The 2,853-nt window shown below is 53.7% G+C and carries 1 rRNA gene; it reads left to right on the top strand.

The window, feature by feature from the left end:
• Positions 1-59 precede the first annotated feature (59 nt).
• Positions 60-2,853, top strand: a 23S ribosomal RNA gene (locus MWH02_RS22970); the annotation flags it as partial.

The following is a 2,853-nucleotide window of genomic DNA, read 5'->3' on the forward strand; positions in this document are numbered from 1 at the left end:
GTTCGAGTCTCTCAAATGCTTGCAGTCTGCACGCGTTGCAAAACGCCTGTGGGTTGTGAGGTTAAGCGACTAAGCGTACACGGTGGATGCCCTGGCAGTCAGAGGCGATGAAGGACGTGCTAATCTGCGTAAAGCGTCGGTAAGGTGATATGAACCGCTACAGCCGACGATGTCCGAATGGGGAAACCCGGTGCACCCAGTGCATCATCGCAACATGAATACATAGTGTTGCGAGGCGAACCCGGGGAACTGAAACATCTAAGTACCCGGAGGAAAAGAAATCAACCGAGATTCCCCCAGTAGCGGCGAGCGAACGGGGAACAGCCCAGAACCTGAATCAGTTTGTGCGTTAGTGGAAGCGTCTGGAAAGTCGCACGATACCGGGTGATAGTCCCGTACACGAAAGTGCACAGATTGTGAGTTCGAAGAGTAGGGCGGGACACGTGGTATCCTGTCTGAATATGGGGGGACCATCCTCCAAGGCTAAATACTCCTGACTGACCGATAGTGAACCAGTACCGTGAGGGAAAGGCGAAAAGAACCCCGGCGAGGGGAGTGAAACAGAACCTGAAACCGTGTACGTACAAGCAGTGGGAGCCTCTTTAATGGGGTGACTGCGTACCTTTTGTATAATGGGTCAGCGACTTATATTCTGTAGCAAGGTTAACCGTATAGGGGAGCCGCAGGGAAACCGAGTCTTAACTGGGCGTTAAGTTGCAGGGTATAGACCCGAAACCCGGTGATCTAGCCATGGGCAGGTTGAAGGTTGGGTAACACTAACTGGAGGACCGAACCGACTAATGTTGAAAAATTAGCGGATGACTTGTGGCTGGGGGTGAAAGGCCAATCAAACCGGGAGATAGCTGGTTCTCCCCGAAAGCTATTTAGGTAGCGCCTCGTGAACTCATCTCCGGGGGTAGAGCACTGTTTCGGCTAGGGGGCCATCCCGGCTTACCAACCCGATGCAAACTGCGAATACCGGAGAATGTTATCACGGGAGACACACGGCGGGTGCTAACGTCCGTCGTGAAGAGGGAAACAACCCAGACCGCCAGCTAAGGTCCCAAAGTCATGGTTAAGTGGGAAACGATGTGGGAAGGCACAGACAGCCAGGATGTTGGCTTAGAAGCAGCCATCATTTAAAGAAAGCGTAATAGCTCACTGGTCGAGTCGGCCTGCGCGGAAGATGTAACGGGGCTAAACCATGCACCGAAGCTGCGGCAGCGACACTATGTGTTGTTGGGTAGGGGAGCGTTCTGTAAGCCGTTGAAGGTGTGCTGTGAGGCATGCTGGAGGTATCAGAAGTGCGAATGCTGACATAAGTAACGATAAAGCGGGTGAAAAGCCCGCTCGCCGGAAGACCAAGGGTTCCTGTTCAACGTTAATCGGAGCAGGGTGAGTCGACCCCTAAGGCGAGGCTGAAAAGCGTAGTCGATGGGAAGCAGGTTAATATTCCTGCACTTGGTGTTACTGCGAAGGGGGGACGGAGAAGGCTAGGTTATCCGGGCGACGGTTGTCCCGGTTTAAGCGTGTAGGCTGATACCTTTGGTAAATCCGGGGTATCTTAAGGCTGAGGCGTGACGACGAGCCACCACGGTGGTGAAGTAACTGATGCCCTGCTTCCAGGAAAAGCCTCTAAGCTCCAGGTAACACGAAATCGTACCCCAAACCGACACAGGTGGTCAGGTAGAGAATACCAAGGCGCTTGAGAGAACTCGGGTGAAGGAACTAGGCAAAATGGTGCCGTAACTTCGGGAGAAGGCACGCTGTCATCAGGTGAAGTCCCTCGCGGATGGAGCTGAAGGCAGTCGAAGATACCAGCTGGCTGCAACTGTTTATTAAAAACACAGCACTGTGCAAACACGAAAGTGGACGTATACGGTGTGACGCCTGCCCGGTGCCGGAAGGTTAATTGATGGGGTTATCCGCAAGGAGAAGCTCTTGATCGAAGCCCCGGTAAACGGCGGCCGTAACTATAACGGTCCTAAGGTAGCGAAATTCCTTGTCGGGTAAGTTCCGACCTGCACGAATGGCGTAATGATGGCCAGGCTGTCTCCACCCGAGACTCAGTGAAATTGAAATCGCTGTGAAGATGCAGTGTACCCGCGGCAAGACGGAAAGACCCCGTGAACCTTTACTATAGCTTGACACTGAACATTGAGCCTTGATGTGTAGGATAGGTGGGAGGCTTTGAAGCGTGGACGCCAGTCTGCGTGGAGCCAACCTTGAAATACCACCCTTTAATGTTTGATGTTCTAACGTAGGCCCGTGATCCGGGCTGCGGACAGTGTCTGGTGGGTAGTTTGACTGGGGCGGTCTCCTCCCAAAGAGTAACGGAGGAGCACGAAGGTTGGCTAATCCTGGTCGGACATCAGGAGGTTAGTGCAATGGCATAAGCCAGCTTGACTGCGAGAGTGACGGCTCGAGCAGGTGCGAAAGCAGGTCATAGTGATCCGGTGGTTCTGAATGGAAGGGCCATCGCTCAACGGATAAAAGGTACTCCGGGGATAACAGGCTGATACCGCCCAAGAGTTCATATCGACGGCGGTGTTTGGCACCTCGATGTCGGCTCATCACATCCTGGGGCTGAAGTAGGTCCCAAGGGTACGGCTGTTCGCCGTTTAAAGTGGTACGCGAGCTGGGTTTAGAACGTCGTGAGACAGTTCGGTCCCTATCTGCCGTGGGCGCTGGAGAATTGAGGGGGGTTGCTCCTAGTACGAGAGGACCGGAGTGAACGCACCACTGGTGTTCGGGTTGTCATGCCAATGGCACTGCCCGGTAGCTAAGTGCGGAAAAGATAAGTGCTGAAAGCATCTAAGCACGAAACTTGCCCCGAGATGAGTTCTCCCTGAC

It is taken from the genome of Pantoea leporis (assembly GCF_028048155.1).
Taxonomy (GTDB): Bacteria; Pseudomonadota; Gammaproteobacteria; order Enterobacterales; family Enterobacteriaceae; genus Pantoea; species Pantoea leporis.